Origin of the sequence: Caenibius tardaugens NBRC 16725, assembly GCF_003860345.1 — a bacterium.
GTDB lineage: Bacteria > Pseudomonadota > Alphaproteobacteria > Sphingomonadales > Sphingomonadaceae > Caenibius > Caenibius tardaugens.
Map to the genome: position 1 here is coordinate 2,462,215 of NZ_CP034179.1, position 21,544 is coordinate 2,483,758.

Annotated in this window: 21 protein-coding genes; 12 read left to right on the plus strand and 9 right to left on the minus strand. The window is 62.5% G+C overall.

Annotated elements, in window-relative coordinates; all coding sequences use genetic code 11:
* The first annotated feature begins 62 nt into the window (after positions 1–62).
* Entirely contained in the window at positions 63–2,327 is a 2,265-nt protein-coding gene (locus EGO55_RS11455; protein WP_021690035.1) for an NADP-dependent malic enzyme, read from the plus strand.
* A 72-nt stretch (positions 2,328–2,399) separates the two neighbouring features.
* On the opposite strand, the gene EGO55_RS11460 is transcribed toward EGO55_RS11455, so the two are convergent.
* The 5 genes from EGO55_RS11460 to EGO55_RS11480 form a co-directional block, all read right to left on the minus strand.
* A complete protein-coding gene (locus EGO55_RS11460) occupies positions 2,400–3,149 on the minus strand; it encodes an SDR family NAD(P)-dependent oxidoreductase (protein WP_021690036.1) in 750 nt (249 codons plus the stop codon).
* Positions 3,150–3,264: 115 nt separating this feature from the next.
* A complete protein-coding gene (locus EGO55_RS11465) occupies positions 3,265–4,062 on the minus strand; it encodes an SDR family NAD(P)-dependent oxidoreductase (protein ID WP_021690037.1) in 798 nt (265 codons plus the stop codon).
* A gap of 14 nt (positions 4,063–4,076) precedes the next feature.
* Positions 4,077–4,868 (minus strand): SDR family NAD(P)-dependent oxidoreductase, encoded by a 792-nt coding sequence (locus tag EGO55_RS11470; RefSeq protein ID WP_021690038.1) that lies wholly within the window; start codon positions 4,866–4,868, stop codon positions 4,077–4,079.
* Positions 4,865–5,959, minus strand: a complete 1,095-nt coding sequence (locus EGO55_RS11475) for an alkene reductase (RefSeq protein ID WP_040715573.1) — start codon at positions 5,957–5,959, stop codon at positions 4,865–4,867. Before EGO55_RS11475 ends, EGO55_RS11470 begins: the two co-directional genes overlap by 4 nt.
* 108 nt (positions 5,960–6,067) lie before the next feature.
* Entirely contained in the window at positions 6,068–6,706 is a 639-nt protein-coding gene (locus tag EGO55_RS11480) for a nuclear transport factor 2 family protein (protein WP_021690040.1), read from the minus strand.
* Between the two features lie 140 nt (positions 6,707–6,846).
* Here EGO55_RS11480 and EGO55_RS11485 point away from each other — a divergent pair, with 140 nt between their 5' ends.
* The 6 genes from EGO55_RS11485 to EGO55_RS11510 all read left to right on the plus strand — a co-directional run bounded on the left by EGO55_RS11485 (position 6,847) and on the right by EGO55_RS11510 (position 11,800).
* Positions 6,847–7,923 carry a helix-turn-helix transcriptional regulator gene (locus EGO55_RS11485; RefSeq protein WP_021690041.1) on the plus strand — a complete coding sequence of 359 codons (1,077 nt, stop codon included), beginning with the start codon at positions 6,847–6,849 and terminating at the stop codon, positions 7,921–7,923.
* Between the two features lie 165 nt (positions 7,924–8,088).
* Positions 8,089–8,895, plus strand: a complete 807-nt coding sequence (locus EGO55_RS11490) for an SDR family NAD(P)-dependent oxidoreductase (protein WP_021690042.1) — start codon at positions 8,089–8,091, stop codon at positions 8,893–8,895.
* Positions 8,896–8,920: 25 nt separating this feature from the next.
* Positions 8,921–9,319, plus strand: coding sequence for a RidA family protein (locus EGO55_RS11495; protein ID WP_021690043.1), 399 nt, complete (start codon positions 8,921–8,923; stop codon positions 9,317–9,319).
* 4 nt (positions 9,320–9,323) lie between these two features.
* A complete protein-coding gene (locus tag EGO55_RS11500) occupies positions 9,324–9,752 on the plus strand; it encodes a PaaI family thioesterase (RefSeq protein WP_021690044.1) in 429 nt (142 codons plus the stop codon).
* 150 nt (positions 9,753–9,902) lie between these two features.
* Positions 9,903–10,769, plus strand: a complete 867-nt coding sequence (locus tag EGO55_RS11505; RefSeq protein WP_021690045.1) for a sugar phosphate isomerase/epimerase family protein — start codon at positions 9,903–9,905, stop codon at positions 10,767–10,769.
* Positions 10,766–11,800, plus strand: coding sequence for an alpha/beta fold hydrolase (locus tag EGO55_RS11510; protein ID WP_021690046.1), 1,035 nt, complete (start codon positions 10,766–10,768; stop codon positions 11,798–11,800). The genes EGO55_RS11505 and EGO55_RS11510 overlap by 4 nt, the downstream gene beginning before the upstream one ends.
* A 68-nt stretch (positions 11,801–11,868) precedes the next feature.
* Here the strand turns inward: EGO55_RS11510 and EGO55_RS11515 are convergent, their stop codons facing one another.
* Positions 11,869–12,552: a TetR/AcrR family transcriptional regulator gene (locus tag EGO55_RS11515; protein ID WP_021690047.1), complete on the minus strand. Its 684-nt coding sequence runs from the start codon at positions 12,550–12,552 to the stop codon at positions 11,869–11,871.
* Positions 12,553–12,637: 85 nt separating this feature from the next.
* On the opposite strand from EGO55_RS11515, the gene EGO55_RS11520 reads away from it, so the two are divergent.
* Genes EGO55_RS11520 through EGO55_RS11535 form a run of 4 tightly spaced genes read left to right on the plus strand, consistent with a single transcriptional unit; the run spans position 12,638 to position 17,980 of the window.
* A complete protein-coding gene (locus EGO55_RS11520; protein WP_021690048.1) occupies positions 12,638–13,633 on the plus strand; it encodes an NADPH:quinone oxidoreductase family protein in 996 nt (331 codons plus the stop codon).
* Positions 13,630–15,711 carry a 3-hydroxyacyl-CoA dehydrogenase NAD-binding domain-containing protein gene (locus EGO55_RS11525; protein WP_021690049.1) on the plus strand — a complete coding sequence of 694 codons (2,082 nt, stop codon included), beginning with the start codon at positions 13,630–13,632 and terminating at the stop codon, positions 15,709–15,711. Before EGO55_RS11520 ends, EGO55_RS11525 begins: the two co-directional genes overlap by 4 nt.
* Positions 15,712–15,713: 2 nt before the next feature.
* A complete protein-coding gene (locus EGO55_RS11530; protein WP_040715784.1) occupies positions 15,714–16,916 on the plus strand; it encodes an acyl-CoA dehydrogenase family protein in 1,203 nt (400 codons plus the stop codon).
* 20 nt (positions 16,917–16,936) lie between these two features.
* Positions 16,937–17,980 (plus strand): phosphotransferase family protein, encoded by a 1,044-nt coding sequence (locus EGO55_RS11535; RefSeq protein ID WP_201798915.1) that lies wholly within the window; start codon positions 16,937–16,939, stop codon positions 17,978–17,980.
* A gap of 89 nt (positions 17,981–18,069) precedes the next feature.
* Here EGO55_RS11535 and EGO55_RS11540 read toward each other — a convergent pair whose 3' ends face one another.
* From EGO55_RS11540 to EGO55_RS11550, 3 genes are read right to left on the minus strand one after another with little or no spacing between them, the layout of a single operon-like run.
* Entirely contained in the window at positions 18,070–18,531 is a 462-nt protein-coding gene (locus tag EGO55_RS11540) for a nuclear transport factor 2 family protein (protein WP_021690052.1), read from the minus strand.
* Positions 18,528–18,905: an EthD domain-containing protein gene (locus EGO55_RS11545; RefSeq protein WP_040715579.1), complete on the minus strand. Its 378-nt coding sequence runs from the start codon at positions 18,903–18,905 to the stop codon at positions 18,528–18,530. The genes EGO55_RS11540 and EGO55_RS11545 overlap by 4 nt, the downstream gene beginning before the upstream one ends.
* Before the next feature lie 12 nt (positions 18,906–18,917).
* Positions 18,918–19,364, minus strand: coding sequence for a nuclear transport factor 2 family protein (locus tag EGO55_RS11550; protein ID WP_021690054.1), 447 nt, complete (start codon positions 19,362–19,364; stop codon positions 18,918–18,920).
* Positions 19,365–19,556: 192 nt separating this feature from the next.
* Here EGO55_RS11550 and ftsH point away from each other — a divergent pair, with 192 nt between their 5' ends.
* Positions 19,557–21,512: an ATP-dependent zinc metalloprotease FtsH gene (gene ftsH / locus EGO55_RS11555; protein WP_021690055.1), complete on the plus strand. Its 1,956-nt coding sequence runs from the start codon at positions 19,557–19,559 to the stop codon at positions 21,510–21,512.
* Positions 21,513–21,544 lie beyond the last annotated feature (32 nt).

Here is a 21,544-nt window from a genome sequence, read left to right on the forward strand (position 1 = left end):
AGCTTTCCCCTATCGCTTTTGATGAAGTGCGGTTATCGGCAAGGGACGAAAGGAGACTGCCCTTGTCCGGTGATGGTAACAAAGTGAGTTTTTCGGAGCGTGAGGCGCTTTTTTATCACGAGACCATCCGGCCAGGTAAGATCGAGATCGTGGCATCGAAACCGATGGCCACGCAGCGCGATCTCAGCCTCGCCTATTCGCCCGGCGTGGCCGCCCCTGTGGAAGCGATCGCCCGCGATCCGGCCAATGCGGCAAAGTACACCGCCCGTTCCAATCTGGTGGCGGTGATTTCCAACGGCACCGCTATTCTCGGCCTCGGCAATCTTGGCGCGCTGGCATCCAAGCCGGTGATGGAAGGCAAGGCCGTGCTGTTCAAACGGTTTGCCGATGTCGATTCCATCGATATCGAACTGGCCAGCGAAGATCCGCAGGCCCTGATCGAAGCGATTGCGATGATGGAACCCAGCTTCGGCGGGATCAATCTGGAAGACATCAAGGCGCCCGAATGCTTCATTATCGAGCAGGCGCTGCGTGAACGGATGAAAATCCCGGTCATGCATGACGACCAGCATGGCACGGCGATTATCGCCGCCGCTGGCCTGATCAATGCCTGCCATCTGACCGGGCGCAAGCTGGACGAAGTGAAAGTCGTGGTGAACGGTGCAGGGGCTTCGGCGCTGGCCTGTACCGCGCTGATCAAGTCGATGGGCGTGCGCCACGACAATGTCACTGTCTGCGATACCAAGGGCGTGATCTACAGGGGGCGTGAAAACGTCGATCAGTTCAAATCGGCCCATGCCATCGAAACCACGGACCGCACATTGGCCGAAGCGCTCAAGGGCGCAGACATTTTCCTGGGTCTTTCCGCCAAGGGCGCGGTGACGCAGGACATGGTCAAGAACATGGCCCCCAAGCCGATCATCTTCGCAATGGCCAACCCCGATCCGGAAATCAGCCCGCCCGACGTCAAGGCCGTCCGCCCGGATGCGATTATCGCCACTGGCCGTTCGGACTATCCGAACCAGGTGAACAACGTACTGGGTTTCCCCTTCATTTTCCGCGGTGCGCTCGACGTGCAGGCCACAGCGATCAACGAGGAAATGAAGATCGCGGCGGCCGAAGCAATCGCCGCGCTGGCCCGCGAACGCGTGCCCGAAGAAGTGGCGGCGGCTTATGGCACCAATCACCAGTTCGGCACCGAATACATCATTCCGGCGCCGTTCGATCCGCGTCTGATCGAACGCGTGTCCTCGGCCGTGGCCAAGGCGGCGATGGATTCGGGCGTGGCGCAGAAGCCGATCGAGGATTTCGACGCCTATCGCGCGCAGTTAAAAGCGCGCCTCAACCCGACCACCAGCGTGCTGACGCAGGTCTTCGAAGAGCTGAAGCGCAATCCCAAGCGGGTCGTCTTTGCCGAGGCGGAGGAAGAAATCGTCCTGCGCGCCGCGATCCAGTATCGCGATTTCGGCTATGGCACGCCCGTTCTGGTGGGCCGCACGCAGGCGGTGCTCGACAAACTGATCGAACTGGGTGTCGACGATCCGCATAGTTATGAGATCGAAAACTCGGCCAATTCGGTGCGCGTGCCGGAAATGGTCGACTATTTGTACAAGCGTCTGCAACGCCGGGGCTATCGCGAACGTGACGTACGCCGCACAGTCAACCAGGACCGCAATGTCTTTGGTGCGCTGTTGGTGGCGCTGGGCCATGCCGATGCGATGATTACCGGGCTGACGCGCCCGTTCGCGCAATCGATGCGTGAAGTGCAACTGGTGCTGGATCACAAGCCGGGTCAGGTGCCGTTCGGCATCCACCTGATGATCGGCAAGGATTACACCGTATTCCTCGCCGATACGACGATCAACGAACGCCCCACGGCGCAGGAACTGGCGCATATCGCCAAGGAAACCGCTGCGGTTGCCCGTCGTCTCGGGCACGAACCGCGCGTCGCGTTTCTCAGCTTCTCCACCTTCGGCAATCCGTCGGGCAAGTGGCTGGAGCCGATCCGCGAAGCTGTGGCGATCCTCGATGCGGAAAATCCGGGCTTCGAATACGAAGGGGAAATGGCCCCCGACGCCGCGCTCAATCCGCGCGTCATGGCCAATTATCCGTTCAATCGCCTGTCGCAGCCGGCCAACATCCTGATCATGCCGGGCCTGCAATCGGCCAATATCTCGGCAAAGCTGCTGCGCGAACTGGGCGGCAACGCCACGATCGGGCCGATGCTGATCGGGATGGAAAAGCCGGTGCAAATCGCGCCGATGACATCGATTGTGCCCGACGTTCTGCAACTGGCCGTACTGGCTGCTGCCGGGGTCGTGGGCTAACCTCAAAAAAAGGGGGCGTTTCCCACCGGAAACGCCCCGCAGGTAGGGTAACTGTTTTTACGCGCCCGCGCGTCAGGATGCGCGGGTTTGTCCGCCGTCCACCATCAGCGTCTGCCCGGTGACATAGCTGGCGGCATCGCTGGCGAGGAATACGGCGGCAGCGCCGATATCTGCCTCGGGATCACCAATCCGCTTCAGCGGCACTTGCGCAAGGCTGGCGGCGTACTGGTCGGGGAAGGCTTGCGACCATGCCTCGACCCCCGGGGTCATGGCATAGGGGCAGATCACGTTCACGCGAATGCCGTCCTTGCCCCATTCATTGGTGGCCACTTTGGACAGGGCGCGGATCGCCTCCTTGGCGGCGGCATAGCTGGCCTGGGTGACCATTCCCGACAGGCCCGAACCGCTGCCGAAATTGATAATCGAACCTTTGCTGGCTTTCAGGTGCGGATAGGCGGCCTGCATCAGGTGATAGGTTGGCCAGAACCCGGTGTCGAAAGCGATATTGGCCTGTTCGCGCGTCTGTTTCGCGAACATTTCCTGCGCGGATGCCTGGGCCGCGTTGACCAGCGTGTCGAGCTTGCCGAATTCGGCCACGGCCTTGTCCACAATCAGGTGCAACTGATCATGCTGCGACAGATCCATCGGCATGAACACGACTTTACCGAACTGGCTCAGTTCGGCGGCGGTGGCATTGCCCAGATCTTCTTCGCGATCGACAATCAGGACACTGGCCCCGGCTTTCACGAAGGCCGTTGCGATGCCTTTGGCGATACCGCGCGCGCCACCGGTAACGATGGTGGCTTTTCCGTTGAGATCCATTTTTGTTATCCTCTCCACAAGTGATTGGCTTTTGAAGCCCGATCACGCCTTATCTGAACGTACAGGGGGCAGCCCGTTGGTGGACTGCCCCCTGACAATTGGCTGGCGGGCCTGCTCAGGTGAGCGAGGCGCCGCCGTTGACCGTTACCGTGCTGCCTGTGGCGAAGCTGCCGTCCGACCCGGCGAGGAACGCAACCGCGCCCGCCACTTCTTCCGGCTGCGCGAGGCGGCGCAGAAGGCTGTCGTTGGCGACGGCCTGCTTCACTTCTTCGGGCAGGCCGATGTAGATCGGCGTTTCCGTGGCACCGGGATGCACCGCGTTGACGCGGATGCCGCGCGGGGCCAGTTCGCGCGCCATCGCGCGGGTCATGCCCAGAATGCCCGCCTTGGCGGTGCAATAGGGAACCGGACCATTGCCCTTTTCCGCCGCGGTGGAGGCGATGTTGACGATCGAACCGCCGTTGTTGCCTTCCGCCATCAGGCGCACCGCCGCACGGCTGCACCGGAAGGCGCCGTTGAGCGTGATGTCGAGCACGCGCAGCCAGCCCGCATCTTCGCAATAGATGGTCTGGTCGGCGAACACATCCTTGCCTTCGGCCTGCTCGGCCTGCGCGGCATAGTACTTGTCCATCCCATCGCCCGGTGCCGAACCGACCCCGGCGTTGTTCACCAGGACATCGAGCCCGCCAAAGGCGGCCTTGATTTCGGCAAAGGCCTTGTCGACCGAGGCGCTGTCGGTGACATCGCAGGAAAGGCCGATGTGCGGCGCGGGCAGCACGCTGGCTGCGCCTTCCGCATTGATGTCCAGCACCGCCACGCGGGCGCCTTCTTCAGCCAGACGACGGGCGATGGCCGCGCCGATGCCCTGTGCCCCGCCGGTGACGGCCGCGCGCAATCCTTCAAGACGTTTCATAATCGCCAGCCTCCTCAGTCTTCAACCTCGGGGCGCCACGGCACGCCGTTGATATGGCCACCGCCATCCACGAACATGGTGTTGCCGGTGTAATAGCCGCTGCCTTCGCTGGCGAGGAACACCGCGATCGGGCCGATGTCCTGTTCGGAATCGCCGAACCGGCCAGCGGGCACGTTCTTCAGGATGTTGGTGGCCATTTCCGGGTTTGCGGCGAAGTATTCCTTGGCCAACGGGCTGGTGGCCGAAGGGCAGATCACGTTTGCCGTGATGCCGTGAATGCCCCATTCGACCGCAGCCGTACGGGTGAGCGCGCGGACGGCTTCCTTGCTGGCGTTATAGGCCACCGTGAACATATGGGCGTTCACGCCGTTCAGCGAACCGAGGTTGATGATGCGGCCGAACTTCTGCGCCTTCATGGTGGGGAAGGCTGCCTGCATCGCCCAGAACGCGGAATAGTAATTCAGCGCGAAGTACAGTTCCATGTCCTTGTCGGTGTGGTTTTCCAGACGCTTGGCAACGCTGCTGCCCGCGTTGTTGACGAGCACTTCCAGCTTGCCGAAGCGCGCGATAGTGGCGGCCACCAGTGCATCGACCTGTTCACGCTTGGTCACGTCGGTCTGGATGAAGGTCGCGTCGACACCGTGCGTGTCACGCAGATAGGCTGCTTCTTCCTCACCCTGTTCGACACCGCGCTGGGCAATCACGACATTGGCGCCCGCTGCGGCGAGCGCACGTGCGATGCCCTGGCCAACGCCCTGGCCACCGCCGGTTACGAGCGCGGCGCGCCCTTCGAGAATCTTGGTCATTCAGACACCTCTTCCTGGATTTGCGTGTAAGTGGGATAGTCCGTGTATCCGCGACGGTCGTCGCCATCGCCGGTATAGAAGCTCTTGCGATCGGCCTTGGCGAGACCGACGCCATCGCGGAAGCGTTCGACCAGATCCGGGTTGCCGATATAGGCGTAGCCGAACGACACCGCGTCGGCCTTGCCATCGGCCAGAACGGCCTTTGCCTTGTCGAGATTGAGGCCGTTGTTCTCGATCACCGGGCCGGTCCAGTTGGCGCGGACCAGTTCGAGAGAATCGAACCCGTCGTTCGGGATGTGAATCAGGTGAACATAGGCGAGGCCCAGACCGTTCACGGCCTTGAGCAGCGTGGCATAAGTTTCGGCGGGATCGGCATCGTCCATCCCGTTCAGCTTGATGCCCGGGCAAATGCGGAAGCCGACACGACCGGGGCCAATCGCTTCTGCCAGAGCGGACAGCGTTTCCACCACGAAACGGACGCGGTTTTCGGCCGATCCGCCATACTGGTCGGTGCGCTGGTTGCTGTTCGACGACAGGAACTGCATCGGCAGATACCCGCTGGCGCAGTGGAGTTCGACCGCATCGATCCCTGCTTCGCGCGCGTTTTTGGCAGCGGTCACATATTCGGCGATGACACCGGCAATTTCATCGGTTTCGAGCGCGCGGGGGGGCACGGTGGCTTCCGGCACACCGGTCGGCCCCGGGATCAGATCGGGGCAGGGGATGGCAGATGGCGCGACGGTTTGCGCATCGGCATCCTTGTTCGCCTGCACCGCCGCGCGGCCCACATGCATGATCTGGACGGCGATCTTGCCGCCTTCCGCATGTACGGCGTCAGCAACCTTGCGCCAGCCGGCGACTTGTTCCTGGCTGTGGATGCCCGGCGTGCGCCAGTACCCCTTGCCCGCGGGCGAGGGCTGGGTGCCTTCGGTGATAATCAGGCCCGCGCTGGCACGTTGGCGGTAATATTCGACCATGACTTCGGTCGGTTCGTCGTTCGGTCCGGCGCGGTCACGCGTCATCGGGGCCATGACGATCCGGTTGGCCAGCTGGATTTCGCCAAGGGAAACGGGGGAGAAGATATCGCTCATGCTAGGGTCCCGGTACTGTTCCCGCCCGAAAAAGCGGGCGCGGATGGGATAGATGGGGGGAACCATCCGGGCCTCTGCGGAGGCACCGGATGGTCCTGACCCCGTGCGTCAGGTGCGGACGCGAGGTTTGGGCAGCGGGTGGCCGCGGCGCATCGTTTCGATGAACTTTTCCAGCGGGGCCGGTTCGGCCACCGGCGTGTCGTTGCCCGTGCCAGCCTTGTCGCGGTCCCAGTATTCCTTCCAGCTGGGGAAGAGATCGTGGAAGCTGCCATGATAGGGCTGCGCGCCCGGCCAGCGCATCTTGCGATCGCCCACAGGCGGCTTGTTGAGATCGGTGGCGTACCAATAGAGCGGCAGGCGGCGGCGGAAATACCAGCGGCCATCGATGCGCTCGTACTTGTCGAAGTACATCATCTGCATGATCACCCATTCGGGGCCGGTTTCATGTTCGTTCTTCGAATAGACAATGCCCTGGGCATGGTCGGCATCGTCGAAATCGATGATGTGCCCGCCGATGTGGTGCGAGGTGCCATCGAACTGCATCGAATGGGTTTCCTCGAACCAGTCACGCAGATCCTTGCGGCCGGTCTTGCCGCCGCCGACGCGGACGTCTTCGGGGAACAGGTTCACCCAGGCATCCGAATCGCGCATGTCGAGGGCGAGCGAATATTTTGCGGCGAGCTGGCGGATCGCATCCAGCGATTCCAGCCGATCGATTCGCCGTAACAGGTCTTCGTTTGCGCTCATTCCGTCCTCTCCATGTGCGAAAAACGCCGACAGTCATCCATGGACTGCCCGCGCAGATGTGCTCGCCACATTTGTCCCTTGGCGGGGCATGGCTTTGAATGGCAGAATAGCTCAAAGACTATGGCAATAGAGTTCATCCTGTGAAGCACCTTTCGCTGCCCGCACCACGCGTGGTTTCCATTCCGGTCGCGCGCGAACTGCTGCGTTATGTCGCAAAAACGGGTGATGACGTGGATGCGTTGGTGCGCCGGGCGCAACTGCCCCATCCTGCCAAGGCGCTGCTCGATCCGCGCTGGACGGGGCAATTGTCGCGGCACGAATTTTCCGCACTCTACGCCGAAGCCACCTGGGCGCTGGATGCCCATGCCGCCCGGCAGGAAGGGCGCGAACCGCTGGCCAAGCAGGAATTCGACCTGTTCTGCCAATGCCTGATCACCTGTCGCACGCTCCGGGACGTGATCGCGCGGGCCACCGCGTTTCAGACGATGCTGATCCCGCGCATGGGCCGCCTGGAACTGATCGAGGAAGGCGATGTGGCGGAATTCCGCATGGTCACCTTTCGGACCCGGCGCAATGTCAGCGCCTATGTTTCCGATCTGACTGGCCTGTCGACGCATCACCGGCTGTTCAGCTGGCTGATCGGGGATGACATTCGCATCCTTTCGGTGGGCTTTCGCTATCCCCCGCTCGTCAGCCGCGAATGCGCCTCGCGCCTGATGCTGCATCCGGTGCGCCACCATGCGCCGGAGAACAGCCTGCGGTTCCCCGCGCATTATCTCGCATTGCCCGTGGTGCGGACACCCGCCGAACTCGACCGGCTGCTCGAACGCTTCCCCTTCGATCTGGAGGAGATTCGTTCCAAGGAAGCGCCGCTTTCGGAAAAGGTGCGGGTGGTGCTGCATTCGGCGCTGGCGCAGGGGGAACCCTTGCCCACAGGGGTTGCTCTTGCCCGCCAGTTTCACCTGAGCTCCGCCACCTTGAAACGGCGGCTGGCCGAAGAAGGGTTTACGCTGGTCGATCTCAAAAATGCCTGTCGGGGCGATCTGGCGGAGGCCTTGCTGGGGGATGGGGGATTGAGCATCGGCGATATCGCGCAGCGCGTAGGGTTCAGCGATTCCGCCACATTCAGCCGCGCATTCCGGCAATGGACCGGCCAGTCGCCGGGGGCGTGGCGCCATCGCGCGCGCGCGGCAAGCGGCGAGTCTTCCGCGCGTTGACATGCGCGCCCATCACGCACCGGGGCGGGCCATTGCGTGGGTATTCCGGTGATGCAGGCTTGCAAGGGCCTGCAAACCGCGTGAGAAAACGCGGCATGGCGAAACGGGCTGTCGGGTAGCATGCTGCGCCCGGATCAAAACACTGGTGAGAAGGATGAGGGCACTATGAAAAGGGATCTGCTGGATCAGGCGGAACAGGCAGACTTTGGCCCCCGGCTGCATTCACCCGCGAACGGGGTGGTGATCACCGGTGGTGCTTCGGGTATCGGTTTGGCCACGGCTTATGCACTGGCCGCCGTGGGGCGCCCTGTGGCCTTGTGGGATATCAACGCGGATGGCGTGGCCCGCGCGGCAGAGGCGATTACCGCGCGGTATGGGGTGAAGGCTCTCGGGCTCGCCGTGGATTTGCGCAACCCGCAGGCCGTTACCCCGGCCGCCCTGGCCACGCGCGAAGCCGTGGGCGTAATTGGCGGTCTGGTCCATGCGGCGGGTACGGCAGAGGCGACTTATATCGACGGGGTAACCCCGGAAAACTGGGATTCCGGCATCAACCTGCACGTACGCCCACTGATCCTGCTGACACAGGCCTTCCGCGAAGACCTGCGGGCCACACCCGGTGCGGCGATTGTCGCCGTGGCGTCGATCAACGCCACGCTGGGCAATGGCATCATCCCGATTTACTCCGCCGCGAAAGGTGCGGTGATCTCGCTTGTCCGTTCGATGGCCGATGAACTGGCGGCCGATGGTATCCGCATCAACACGGTCAGCCCGGGCAATGTCGACACGCCGATCGTTGCGCCGGTCAAACGGTCGATGCCGGGCCATTTCGAACGGCGGATCATGATGGGGCGTTACGGAGAACCGGATGAACTGGGCCGTGTCATCCGGTTCCTGCTGTCGGATGAGGCAAGCTACATGACCTCGTCTGAAATTGTCGTCGATGGCGGCAATATCCATTCACAGCGCCAGTAAGCGCGGCGCGGGGAGCAATCGCAGGATGAACACGGGGATCGTGCGGAGCAATCCGCCCGGCATGGCCTTTCCGGGAATGAGCCAGGCCATTCGTTGCGGGGACTGGGTGACGGTATCGGGGCAGGTGGCGCTGCGCGACGGGCAGGTGGTGGGCATTGGCGATGCGGCCGAACAGGCCCGGCAATGCTTCGCTAATATCGAAGCCGCGCTGATGGCGGCGGATGTCACGCTGGGCGATGTCGTCAATTTGCGGTGTTATCTTGTCGAACGCGCTGCCTATGGCGGTTACGCGGCGGTCAAGAATGCCCTGTTCGCGGATAATCCGCCCTGTTCGACAGCGGTGATCATTTCCGGGCTGCTGCTGCCCGATCTTCTGATGGAAGTGGAAGCCACGGCCTATGCGCCGCTTCCGCAACAGGGATAATTGTATGTCCGATACGGCATTTGCATTCACACCGGCGCAACAGGGCTTCATCGATGCGGCCCTGGGCAGCGGTTACAATCTGTGGAGCGGTATACGTCTGCTCGAGGCGCGCCGCGGGTTTGCGCGCGTGGCGTTCCGTCCGCGCGCCGAAATGCTCACCCCGTGGGGAACGCTCAACGGCTCGGTCATGAACGGGCTGGTCGAGGTGCCTTCGTTCGTGGCGCTGGTGACCGAACTGGCAGAGAGCGAACTGCCTGTCACGAGCGATATCTTTATCCAGCACGCCCGCCCCATGCCCGGCGATGTGGAATATGTGATGGAGGGCACCCTGCTGCGCCGGGGGCGGACGATGGCGTGGACCGATGTGACTGTTCTGGTGGATGGCAAGCCGGTGACTTACGCCCGGATCACCAAGACCATTGTGCCCCGCTGATCCGGCCCATCATGCGGGCCTGACATGGTCCGTGCATTTTTGCACAAAAGCTGTGCAGCATCGGGGGCTTCGCTAACCCGCTGGAATCGGTCTATCCCCGCGCCGCACACCTTCGGCCAAGCATCGAAGGATCATCCGGGAGAACAGGCCATGGTACAGCCCATTATTCACAGCTTGCGCATGGCAGGGCATCTGGGGCTGCGCAGCCCCGATGGGCCGCTGTTCGCGCACAGCGCCCCTTCGCGCGATGCGGGGGCGCAACTGGATTATCTGGCGCAGCAGGGCTTTGCCGGGGCTTTCGACATCTATCTCAAGGTTCGTGCCGATGCGGAACGCGCCGCAATCTCCGCGAAGCTGGCCGAACATGGCCTCGAAATGGGCACGTTCAACAACGATCTGGCCCATTGGGACAAGCCGCTGTGGAGCCGGAACGACGCCGATGCGCAGGCGCTGATCCGGGCCAGCATTGAATCGAGCATTGCCACAGTGGCGCAGATGGGCAGCGGGGCGGCCGTCTGTGTCACGGGTTTGGATGCCGCATACGAAAAGCCCGCGCAGATTGCGGCCATGATCGCCAATTTGCGCCGCATCGCCCCGCTTGCGGAAGACGCGGGGCTGACTTTGATGATCGAACCGGTTGCCCCGCAATGGATTCCCGGCCTGCTGATCGACAGCATGGCCGATGGCGCGGCAATCGTACGCGCGGTGGATAGCCCGGCGGTGCGGCTGCTGTTCGACGTCGGCCATTGCGCGATGATGGGCGATGACGTGGTCCAGTCGCTTGATGCCCATTGGGATCTGATTGGCGGTATCCAGATTGCGGATGTGCCGGGGCGGGTGGAACCGCGTGCGGGGGTGATCGACTGGGTGCCTGTTCTGGGCAGGTTGATCGACCGCGGCTTCGACGGGCTGGTCGAGGTGGAATTGCTGACCAAGGAAGACAGCGCGCAAGGCGAGGCCAATCTGCTGGCCAGTTTGCGCGCGATCGACAACGAATTGAAAGAGAGGCCGATATGACGATAACCGAACAGATGATCCAGACCAACGGCATTACCATGCGTATTGCCACTGCCGGGGAAGGCATGCCGGTGGTCTTTTGTCATGGTTTCCCGGGCCTGTGGTACAGCTGGCGCAACCAGATGGAACCTGTGGCGCAGGCGGGTTTCAAGGCCGTGGCGGTGGACCAGCGCGGCTATGGCCGCAGCGATCGTCCGGTCGATCCGATCGAATACGACGCAGACAAGGTCATGGACGATATGATCGGTCTGTTGGACGCACTGGGTGCGGAAAAGGCGGTGTTCGTCGGCCACGATTTCGGCGCGCAGCAGGTTTGCAACCTTGCCGTGCGGCACCCGGATCGCGTGGCGGGCGTGGTGATCATGGCCTGTCCTTATGACTTCGATCTGGCCGGGCGCGCCGGGCAGGGCAGCAAGGCCACTGCGGAACAGCGCGGCATGGAATGGGGCGGCGGCATGCGCCCGACCGAGGCCTTCGCCCTCGCTGCGGAAAGGCATTTCCTGCACTTGCACTATTTCCAGGACATTGGTGCGCCGGAACGTGAACTGGGCGCCCGCCCGGCCGATATCCTGACGCGGCTGTTCTGGGCGCTGAGCGGCGGCGGCAATTACAAGGATTACGTCAATCATCCGTCCGAAGGGACCGGGTATCTCGATGTGCTCAGCGAAGCGCCGCCGCTGCCGTGGTCGTGGATGAGCGAAGCCGACATGCAGTACTACATCGATGAATTCACCAGCGTCGAACCGGCACGGGCGTTTATCGGCGGGCTCAATTCCTATCGTATGGCGGATCGCAACTGGGAACTGGGTGAACCCTGGGCGGATGCCAATATCGAAGTCCCGGCCCTGTTCATTTCCGGCGCGGACGATATCGTTTTGAAGATGATCGCGCCCGATGCGCTCGACATCATGAAACAGCGCGTGCCCGATCTTCGCGGCATCGCCCTGATCGAGGGGGCGGGCCATTTCGTGCAGATGGAAAAGCCGGAAGAAACCACGCGGGCTCTGCTCGATTTCCTTGCGACGCTTTGATTTTGACGCCGTTTCGGGCTGGTGCGGGCCTTTGCCCTGCGCCAGCCTTACGGCGGCGTTTCAACGTATTACACACCAAACCCGGCTGTGATGTAGGCCGTCAGGCGGTTTAGCAGGGCTTCGCGATCGTCAGGCCCGCAGCGGCCGTCCGACAGCAGCGCCAGACGCTCGTAATCCGCCGCGCTGTTGTGGTGCAGCACCCCCAGCGTGAAATGCAGGCGCCACAGGATGTCATCGCGATCGAGATGCGGCAGCGCATTTTCCAGCGCCTCGGCAAACCGGCGCAAATGGCGCACGTCGGTGCGAATGATCTCACGCACTTCGGCGGGGCCTTCGCGGCGGGCGCGGTTCAGATAGGTGAGCGCAGTGCGGCGTTCGTCGCTGCTCCATAATGTCGGCGGTTCGATCAACGCGCGCAGGATCGCGTTGGCATTGGGTGGGGCATTGGGCGGGGCATCGGCCAGGGCATCGCGTAGCATAGCCTGCCGTTCGCTGTTGAGTTCGCCTGCCCGCGTCCGGAAAATCTCCAGCAGCAATTCGTGCTTGGACCGGTAATGATAATTGATCGCCCCCAGATTGACCCCGGCGCGCGCGGTGATGTCGCGCGATGACACCGCTTCGAACCCCTGTTCAGCCACCAGTGATTCCGCCGCCAGAAAAATTCGTGTTTTGGCATTGCCTTCGACGGGCGCGGTGGCGGCAGGGGTGGTTTCCGCCGCTTTGGCGCGCTTTTCGGCATTGTTTGCAGTCATCTGCGCTCCCTAGCGGCAAAATCGAAGGTTGACACGACTCGCCCTTTATTCAAACAAGTGTTTGATACGAACGTTGGGAATGTCAATGAAAGCTGTAATCTGCCGGGAATTCGCCCCCGTCGAAGAACTGGAAATCGGTGCGTTCGATGCGCCCGAAGTGGCGCCGGGCAAGGTGCTGATCGATGTGGAAGCCGCCGGGGTGAACTTCCCCGATGGCCTGATGGTGCAGGGCAAATACCAGACCAAGCCGCCGGTGCCGTTCGTGCCGGGCAGCGAACTGGGCGGAACGGTGCGTGCCGTGGGCGAAGGCGTGACCGGCTTGGCCGTGGGCGATCGGGTCGTGGCATTCAGCGGGACGGGTGGCTTCGCGCAGCAGGCGCTGGTTCCCGCGCCGCAGGTCTTCCCCTTGCCCGATGCGGCGGATGCGGTGGTCGCATCCGGGATGCTGATTACCTATGGCACCTCGTACCACGCGCTGAAGGATCGCGCGCAGCTCAAACCCGGCGAAACGCTGCTGGTGCTGGGCGCGGCGGGCGGCGTCGGGCTGGCCGCGGTGGAACTGGGCGCACTGATGGGTGCGCGAGTGATCGCGGCGGCATCGACGGAGGAAAAGCTGGCGCTGGCCCGCACGTATGGCGCGGCCGAAACGATCAATTATGCCACCGAGGATTTCCGCGAGCGGATCAAGGAACTGACCGGCGGCAAGGGCGTGGACGTGGTTTACGATCCGGTCGGCGGCGATCTGACAGTGCCCGCGATCAAGTCGCTGGCCTGGTATGGTCGCCTGCTGGTGGTAGGGTTTGCCGCTGGGCAGATTCCGCAAATCCCCGCCAACTTGCTGCTGCTGAAAAGCGCGTCGGCCGTGGGCGTGCTGTGGGGCAATTCCCTGCGTGCCGATCCGGTGCATCACGCGGGCAATATCGCCCAGCTGCTGGAATGGCTGGCAGCGGGCAGGATCAAGCCTGAAGTCGATACGGTTTTCCCGCTGGATCAGGCGGTCAAAGCAATCAATCACGTTATGGAACGGCGCGCGCAGGGCAAAGTGATCCTGACCATGGCCGCCGAAGGAGAAAGCAAATGAACGCGATGGTGACTTTCACCAAGCAGGGCCCGATTGCCGAGGCTCTGGTCGACAACCCACCCGTCAACGCGACCTCCGCCGGTGTGCGGCAAGGGCTGGTCGATGCGGTGCGCCAGTTCGAAGCCGATCCGGAACTCAAGGTTCTGATCCTGCGCTGCGCCGGTCGCACGTTCATCGCCGGGGCGGATATCAAGGAATTCGGCAAGCCGATGGTTGGCCCGAACCTGACCGAAGCGATCGCCATGTTGGACGGGGCGTCCAAGCCTGTGATCGCGGCCGTCCACGGCACGGTGCTGGGCGGCGGGTTTGAAGTGGCGCTGGCGTGCCATTACCGCATCGCCGATCCGGCCACGCGTTTCGGCTTCCCCGAAGTGAAGCTCGGCCTCTTGCCGGGTGCGGGCGGTACACAGCGTACGCCGCGTCTGGCGGGCCTTGCCACAACGATCGAACTGGTCACCACGGGCAAGCAGATCAACGCGAAAAAGGCGCTGGAATCCGGGCTGATCGACCGCATTGCCGAAGGCGATCTCGCCGCAGCGGCGCATGCCTATGCCACCGAACTCGCTGCCGCCGGCACCGGGCCGCGCAGCGCGGGTGACCTGCCGATGCCGGAAGATGACGCGGCGCTGTTCGCCGATGCGCGCAAGAGCCTGGCCCGGTCGATGCGCGGCCAGACCGCGCCGTTGCTGGCGCTCGAAGCGATCCGTTTGGGCTACGACTATCCCTTCGCCGAAGCGCTCGAACGGGAATATGCGATGTGCAAGGAAGCGATCGCCGGGCCGCAATCGAAGGCGCTGCGCCATGTCTTTGCCGCTGAACGCGAAGTGGCGCGCATTCCGGACTTGCCCGCCGATGTCACCGCGCGCGAGGTGAAGTCGGTTGGCGTCATCGGCCTTGGCGTCATGGGCCGGGGCATTGTCATGGCGATTGCCGCCGCAGGTATCCCGGTTGTGGCCGTTGGTCTGGATGACGAGCATGTCGCCAAGGCCATGGGTGCGATTGAAAAGATGTGGGGCTCCACGGTCAAGAAGGGCCGGATGAGCCAGGAACAGCTGGATCGCCAGCTCGCCCTGATCACGCGCAGCACCAACGTGGCAGACCTTGGCTCGGTCGATCTGGTGATCGAAGCGGTGACCGAAGACCTTGCCACCAAGGAAAAGGTCTTCGCCGAACTGGGCAAGGCAACACGCCCCGGCACGATCCTTGCCAGCAACACCTCGTTCCTCAATATCGAAAAGCTGGCTGATGCATCGGGCCGCGCGGAAGATGTCTGCGGGATGCACTTCTTCAACCCGGCCAATGTCATGCGCCTGCTCGAAAACGTGCGGGCGGAACGCACCGATCCGGCTGTGGTCGCCACGATCATGGATTTCGGCAAGCGTATCGGCAAGCTTTCGGTCCTTTCGGGTGTGTGCGACGGTTTCATCGTCAACCGCATGCTGTCCAAGCGTTCGCGCGAAGGCTTCTTCCTGGTCGAGGAAGGCGCTGCCCCTTCGGTGGTGGACAAGGCCGTATCGGGTTTCGGCTTCCCCATGGGGCCGTTCGCTCTGGGCGATCTGGCGGGCCTTGACGTGCAGGCCGCTGCGCGCAAATCGCGTGCTGCCAGCGCAAGCCCGCGTGAACTGCGTGCCGATTTCGTCGAACAGATGGTGGCGCAGGGTAACCTCGGCCAGAAGACCGGTTCCGGCTGGTACACTTATGACGAAAATCGCAAGGCCAGCCACAACCCGGCCACCGACGCAATGATCGCGGCCCATGCCGAAAAGCATGGTCTGAGCTTGCGCGAAATTGGCGAACAGGAAACGATCGAACGCCTCGTTTATGCCATGGTCAATGAAGGCGCGAAAATCCTGAGCGAAGGCGTTGCTGCCCGTCCGCAGGATATCGACGTGGCGATGATCAATGGCCTTGGCTTCCCGGCTTACACCGGCGGCCCGCTGTTCTGGGCCGACCAGATCGGTCTCGACAAGGTTCTCGCCCGGATCGAGGAATTCCGAGAGCAGCATGGCGATGCCTACTGGACGCCCGCACCGCTGCTGGTGGAACGCGCCAAGGCGGGACAGGGGTTCTACGCATGACCATCGGGTTCGAGCATAACGAAAAGACCGCTGACCTGCTGGCGCGCCTGCGCGCCTTCATGGCGGAACACATCTACCCCAACGAAAAGCTCTATTATCAGCAGAAAACCGAAGGCGATCGCTGGGCGCACATTCCGCTGGTTGACGAGCTGAAGGCCAAGGCCAAGGCTGCCGGACTGTGGAACCTGTTCCTGCCCGAAAGCCGCCATGGGGCAGGGCTGACCAATCTGGAATACGCGCCGCTGTGCGAGGAAATGGGCCGTGTCCATTTCTCGCCGCAAGTGTTCAACTGTCAGGCACCTGACACCGGCAACATGGAAACGCTGGAGCGTTTCGGCACCGAAGAGCACAAGGCGCGCTGGCTCGAGCCGATGCTCGACGGCAAAATGCGGTCGTCCTTCGTGATGACCGAACCGGCGGTGGCCTCGTCCGATGCGACGAACATCCAGAGTTCGATCGTGCGCGATGGCGATGAATACGTCATCAACGGGCGCAAGTGGTGGATTTCGGGGATTGGCGAGCGCGATTGCCAGATTCTGATCTTCATGGGCAAGACCGATCCGACCGCCGAAAAGCACAAGCAGCAGTCGATGATCCTGATCCCGCGCGATACGCCGGGGATCACCGTGGTCCGCCCGATGACGCTGTTTGGCTATGACGATGCGCCGCATGGCCATATGGAAATGATCTTCGAAAACGTCCGTGTCCCGGCATCGAACCTGCTGCTGGGCGAAGGGCGCGGGTTCGAAATCGCGCAGGCCCGCCTTGGGCCGGGCCGCATTCACCACTGCATGCGCCAGATTGGCATGGCCGAACGCGCGCTGGAGGCGATGTGCCGCCGGGTGAAAGAACGCGTCGCCTTTGGCAAGCCGCTGGCCGAACAGGGCGTGATTGTCGAACGCATCGCCAATTCGCGCATCATGATCGATCAGGCGCGCCTGCTGACGCTGCACGCCGCGCACAAGATGGACACGGTGGGCAACAAGGCGGCCAAGGCCGAAATCGGCATGATCAAGGTGGCAGCGCCGAATATGGCCTGTCAGGTGATCGACTGGGCCATCCAGGCGCATGGTGCGGCGGGCCTCAGCCAGGACTTCTTCCTTGCCGAATACTATGCCCATGCGCGCAAGATCCGCTTTGCGGACGGCCCTGACGAAGTGCACCGTCACCAGATCGGCCGCTCTGAACTCGCGAAGTATAGCTGAACGAACCGATGACGCAGGACATGGCAGATCGCTTCAAACTGGACCTCACGCGGCTGGACCCCTGGCTGCGTGAGCGTTTTCCCGATCTTACGGGCGCGATCACGGCGGAAAAGTTCGCAGGCGGGCAATCGAACCCGACCTATGCGATCCTTGTCGATGGCACGGCGCGCATGGTCCTGCGCAAGAAGCCGCCCGGTGTCCTGCTGCCCTCGGCCCATGCGGTAGAGCGCGAGTATAAAGTCACGGCGGCGCTGGCGGACACCGATGTGCCCGTCGCCCGTCCGCTGGCGCTGTGCGAAGACCCGGACATCGTTGGCACGTCGTTTTTCGTGATGGAACACGCCTCGGGCCGCAATTTCTGGGATGCGCGTTTGCCCGACATGCAACCTGCGCAGCGCGGTGCGATCTACGATGCGATGATCACGGTGCTCGCGCGCCTGCACGCGGTCGATCCGGTGGCGGTCGGCCTCGCTGATTTCGGCAAGCCCGGCAATTATTTCGCGCGGCAGGTGGGGCGCTGGACCAAGCAATACCGCGCCACCGAAACGCAGACGATCGAGGCGATGGACCAGTTGATCGCATGGCTGCCCGCCAACGATCCCGGGCTGGAGGAAAGCCGCGTCGTTCATGGCGATTATCGCAATGACAACCTGATCTTTCATCCCGATCGGCCCGAAGTCATCGCTGTGCTCGACTGGGAATTGTCGACACTGGGCCATCCCCTGGCCGACCTTGCCCAGCACGTCATGGCGTGGCGGATCGATGCCGCGAATTTCCGGGGCTTGTCGGATTCCGATCTGCCCGCGCTCGGCATTCCGACGGAGCAGGCCTACCTTGCCCGCTATCAGCAACAGGCGGGCAGTGGACCGATCGATCCGGCGCACTGGCGCTATGCGCTGGCCTTCGCGATGTTCCGCAATGCGGGCATCCGTCAGGGCGTTTACAAGCGTGCGCTGGAAGGCAATGCCTCAAGCGAGGCCGCGGCGCTGCATGGCGCAAAGGCTGCGCAGATTGCGGCGCTTGGCTGGCGCATCGCCCAAGGCGAAGATGACGCGCACATGTGATCCGATTACAGAGACTCTGCCTTGGCCCGGTCCGGTTCCTAGTGAACCAGACCGGGCCTTTTTTTGGCATGTTTTGCGCGGGGCGGGGTCTATCCCAGTTCGCTGTTACCGGCGCCGATAATCGCGGGGTCGCCGGTCTGGCTGGCCCAGCGGGCATCGCGGCGCACGATCCGCCAGCCTTCTGCCCGGCGTTCCCACTGGTCGATATATTCGCCGTTGGAATCGAACACCGGCCCGGCGTGATCGCCAGTCCGCTGATGGCGGGCCTGAACATAGGCGCGGCTGGTGGCACGATCGCCATCGACATCCACCAGAATGCTGCCGATCAGGTGCTGCGTGCCGCCGCATTTGTCGAGAAAGCGGGTCATATTGTCGCGCAGTTCGGCCATGCCGTGCTGTTCGACGCCCGTCCCGTAATCGAAACGCAGATCAGCGGCGAACACCTCGCCCAACTGGTCCCAGCTCTTGGTGTCGAGAACACGGGCAAAGCGTGACAGGCCACGGGTAATGTCCCGCTCGTCGAGCAGGGTTTGCAAAGAGATATCGGTCATTGGGAACGTCCTGCGGGCTTGGTCCACTGGCGTTCTTCGACCACCACCATGCGCGATGCCCCGCGTTCGAACAGATGTTCCTCGTCTTCCGCGATCTGGCGGGCGATATCGGGATCGGAGGATGCGGCGATAAACCGGTCATAGGCGGCGCGGTCTTCCAGCCAGATTTCGGTAATGACGTCGAAATCGATCGGGCTGGCGTCAGGGAACAGGAATGCCCCATCCATGTCGATGAAATTGCTGCGATAATCGATAATACCGGGCAGCAGCTTGCGGATCAGCACCGAATGGTTGTTCTCGTAATAGGCGATGAACTGCTCTTTCGAGATATCGGCGCGTTTGCGAAGCAGGGCCATGCATTTGAACATTGTCATTCTCCTGTGAAACTATGCGGCGTCGACGCGCAGCCGGCTCAGCCGGATTTCCGCGATGCGCCATTCCCCGCCGATGCGGATGTAGCGTTCGTGATAGTGGCCATAGCCGTGCAACATGCGAAACGGCAGTTGCGAGGTTTCCCTGGGCCACAACTTGTCTTCCATCGCCCATACGCCACGTGCCGAATCGGACGATTCGATTGTGATTTCAGGTGTGTGCCCATGGTGAACCGTCACCACGTCCTGTAAAATCGGGGCGAGTTTCGCGACATAGGGCGCCGCGCCATGAGTCAGCTGGCTCGGGTCATGGGTCTCGGTGGCATCGCGAAAATCAGCCACCAGATCGGGCGCGAACACCGCTTCCAGACCTGCCCAGTCCTTCGTGTCCATCGTGTGGAAGTAACGGGCCTTGAGCGCTGTGATCGCCGCGATCGCCTCAAGCCTTTCCAGGCTGTCCATCGTTTGTCTCTCCCTCGGTTCTGCGGCCGATGCCGCAGTTGGGCGGGTGATATGGGGCAATCTCGCCCATGTCTATCGCTCCGCCAGCCCATTCGACGGGAAAGGCGCACAAATGCGCCGATCTGGCCAAGGATCGCCTTGTCATTCGATCATGGCCTCCTACATTGGTGCGACGTCAACTGGGACTGCATGATGAGCGACAAGCAAGAGCCGAACGGTAATCCGAATCCTTGGGCGAAAAGCCTGATGGTCTGGGGCGGGATTTTCCTCGCCCTGTTGCTGGTGGTTTCGTTGTTCAGCGCAGGCAGCCAGCCGACGGGCACACAGATTCCCTATTCCGAATTCCGCACCAAGGTTGCCGAAGGCAGCGTGAGCAAGGTGGAAATCGGCCCCGAACTGATCGCCGGCACGCTCAAGAACGAGCAGCCGTTTACGACAGTGCCCGTTCCGGGCGATGATACCCTGCCGCAATTGCTGGAACAGAACAAAGTCCAGTTTGAAGGTATGGCGACAGAAAAGCCGAATCTTCTGGCGGTTATCCTGTTCCAGTCGTTGCCGTTCCTGCTGATTCTCGGCGTGGCGTTTTTCGCGCTGCGCCATGTGCAGAAAGGGGGCGGTTCCGGGGCAATGGGTTTTGGCAAGTCCAAGGCCAAGCTGCTGACCGAACGCCATGGGCGGGTCACGTTCGACGATGTCGCCGGGATTGACGAAGCGCGTGAGGAATTGCAGGAAATCGTCGAATTCCTGCGCGATCCGCACCGCTTTTCCAAACTGGGCGGGCAAATTCCCAAGGGTGCGCTGCTGGTCGGCAGTCCGGGGACCGGCAAGACCCTGCTGGCCCGCGCCATCGCGGGTGAGGCGGGCGTGCCGTTCTTCACCATTTCGGGTTCCGATTTCGTGGAAATGTTCGTGGGCGTGGGCGCCAGCCGCGTGCGCGACATGTTCGAACAGGCCAAGAAGAACGCGCCCTGCATCGTCTTTATCGATGAAATCGACGCGGTCGGCCGCCACCGTGGCCATGGCCTCGGCAATTCGAACGACGAGCGCGAACAGACGCTGAATCAGCTGCTGGTCGAGATGGACGGGTTCGAGGCAAACGAAGGTATCATTATCATCGCTGCGACCAACCGCCCCGACGTGCTGGACCCGGCGTTGCTGCGCCCGGGCCGGTTCGACCGTCAGGTCGTGGTGCCGATCCCCGATATCGAAGGGCGCGAACAGATCCTGTCGGTGCACATGAAGAAGGTGCCGCTGGCCCCGGACGTAAACCCGCGCACGATCGCGCGCGGCACACCCGGCTTTTCCGGTGCCGATCTCGCCAATCTCGTGAACGAGGCGGCCTTGCTGGCGGCGCGGCGCAACAAACGCCTGGTCGCCATGCAGGAATTCGAAGACGCCAAGGACAAGGTCATGATGGGGTCGGAACGCCGCTCCATGGTCATGACCGAGGACGAGAAGAAGATGACGGCCTATCACGAGGCGGGCCATGCGCTGGTCTCGATCAACGAGGCGGCATCCGATCCGATCCACAAGGCCACGATCATCCCGCGCGGCCGCGCGCTGGGCATGGTGATGCGCCTGCCCGAACGCGACAACTATTCCTATCATCGCGACAAGATGCACGCCAACTTGTCCGTGTCCATGGGTGGCCGCGTGGCGGAAGAAATCATCTTCGGCCATGACAAGGTTTCGTCGGGCGCATCGTCGGATATTCAGTACGCCACCAGCCTCGCCCGCAACATGGTCACCAAATGGGGCATGTCGGACAAGCTTGGCCCGCTGCAGTACGAAGATACGCAGGAAGGCTATCTCGGCATGGGCGGTACGCAGCGGTTGATGACCTCTGCCGATACCAACAAGCTGATCGATTCCGAGATTCGCGGGCTGGTTGATGGCGCCCATGCGCGGGCGACGGAGATTCTGAAGACGCAGGAAGACAAGTTGCACCTGCTGGCGCAGGCCTTGCTCGAATACGAAACCCTCAATGGCGAGGAAATCGACGAGCTGATGAAGACCGGCAAGATCGAACGGCCGGATGTGCCCAAGGGCCCGACGACGATCCGCCCGGTCCATGGTTCGGCCATTCCCAAGGCGGGCAAACGCCTTGGCGGCGGGACGTCTGGCGGGGCCAAGCCGCAAGGGGTCTGAAGACCTTGTGATCGATAGGGCAAGGGGGCTCT

What these genes read in the sequence shown, in the direction of transcription:
- ftsH (WP_021690055.1), top strand. Translation starts at nt 19,557, where the DNA reads ATGAGCGACAAGCAAGAGCCGAACGGTAATCCGAATCCTTGGGCGAAA.
- EGO55_RS11475 (WP_040715573.1), bottom strand. Translation starts at nt 5,959, where the DNA reads ATGAGCGATATCTTCTCCCCCGTTTCCCTTGGCGAAATCCAGCTGGCC.
- EGO55_RS11525 (WP_021690049.1), top strand. Translation starts at nt 13,630, where the DNA reads ATGAACGCGATGGTGACTTTCACCAAGCAGGGCCCGATTGCCGAGGCT.
- EGO55_RS11480 (WP_021690040.1), bottom strand. Translation starts at nt 6,706, where the DNA reads ATGAGCGCAAACGAAGACCTGTTACGGCGAATCGATCGGCTGGAATCG.
- EGO55_RS11490 (WP_021690042.1), top strand. Translation starts at nt 8,089, where the DNA reads ATGAAAAGGGATCTGCTGGATCAGGCGGAACAGGCAGACTTTGGCCCC.
- EGO55_RS11465 (WP_021690037.1), bottom strand. Translation starts at nt 4,062, where the DNA reads ATGAAACGTCTTGAAGGATTGCGCGCGGCCGTCACCGGCGGGGCACAG.
- EGO55_RS11495 (WP_021690043.1), top strand. Translation starts at nt 8,921, where the DNA reads ATGAACACGGGGATCGTGCGGAGCAATCCGCCCGGCATGGCCTTTCCG.
- EGO55_RS11540 (WP_021690052.1), bottom strand. Translation starts at nt 18,531, where the DNA reads ATGACCGATATCTCTTTGCAAACCCTGCTCGACGAGCGGGACATTACC.
- EGO55_RS11535 (WP_201798915.1), top strand. Translation starts at nt 16,937, where the DNA reads ATGGCAGATCGCTTCAAACTGGACCTCACGCGGCTGGACCCCTGGCTG.
- EGO55_RS11460 (WP_021690036.1), bottom strand. Translation starts at nt 3,149, where the DNA reads ATGGATCTCAACGGAAAAGCCACCATCGTTACCGGTGGCGCGCGCGGT.
- EGO55_RS11505 (WP_021690045.1), top strand. Translation starts at nt 9,903, where the DNA reads ATGGTACAGCCCATTATTCACAGCTTGCGCATGGCAGGGCATCTGGGG.
- EGO55_RS11515 (WP_021690047.1), bottom strand. Translation starts at nt 12,552, where the DNA reads ATGACTGCAAACAATGCCGAAAAGCGCGCCAAAGCGGCGGAAACCACC.
- EGO55_RS11545 (WP_040715579.1), bottom strand. Translation starts at nt 18,905, where the DNA reads ATGACAATGTTCAAATGCATGGCCCTGCTTCGCAAACGCGCCGATATC.
- EGO55_RS11550 (WP_021690054.1), bottom strand. Translation starts at nt 19,364, where the DNA reads ATGGACAGCCTGGAAAGGCTTGAGGCGATCGCGGCGATCACAGCGCTC.
- EGO55_RS11500 (WP_021690044.1), top strand. Translation starts at nt 9,324, where the DNA reads ATGTCCGATACGGCATTTGCATTCACACCGGCGCAACAGGGCTTCATC.
- EGO55_RS11470 (WP_021690038.1), bottom strand. Translation starts at nt 4,868, where the DNA reads ATGACCAAGATTCTCGAAGGGCGCGCCGCGCTCGTAACCGGCGGTGGC.
- EGO55_RS11510 (WP_021690046.1), top strand. Translation starts at nt 10,766, where the DNA reads ATGACGATAACCGAACAGATGATCCAGACCAACGGCATTACCATGCGT.
- EGO55_RS11520 (WP_021690048.1), top strand. Translation starts at nt 12,638, where the DNA reads ATGAAAGCTGTAATCTGCCGGGAATTCGCCCCCGTCGAAGAACTGGAA.